Raw genomic sequence first — 271 nt, 5'->3', positions numbered from 1 at the left:
CACTCAGTCCTGACGAGGAGGTGCATCGCAGGTGGTCGTCCGGCTCCGCGCCGGGCGACCACCGTGCCATACCGTCGGTCTTCGCCGTGCTCAGGAAACGGTCGCCATATCCCGGCGGCGTTCGAGAAACGGCCGTACGACGATGTGGTCGAGGCCGAAGCGGCCTGAACCAGTCGCCGCCAGCAACAGTGCGGTCACGCCCACTGCCAGTGGGAACGCGAAGCCGCCCTCCTCGGCGTAGATCCCCGAACTACCGTTCACGAACATGATC

Annotated in this window: 1 pseudogene; it reads right to left on the bottom strand. The window is 66.1% G+C overall.

Going from position 1 to position 271, the window contains the following annotated elements:
* Positions 1-90: 90 nt before the first annotated feature.
* Positions 91-271, bottom strand: a pseudogene (locus ELR45_RS34630) (DoxX family protein); the annotation flags it as partial.

The organism is Phytoactinopolyspora endophytica (genome assembly GCF_004138495.1).
GTDB lineage: Bacteria > Actinomycetota > Actinomycetes > Jiangellales > Jiangellaceae > Phytoactinopolyspora > Phytoactinopolyspora endophytica.
This window is presented reverse-complemented; position numbering and strand designations above follow the sequence as displayed.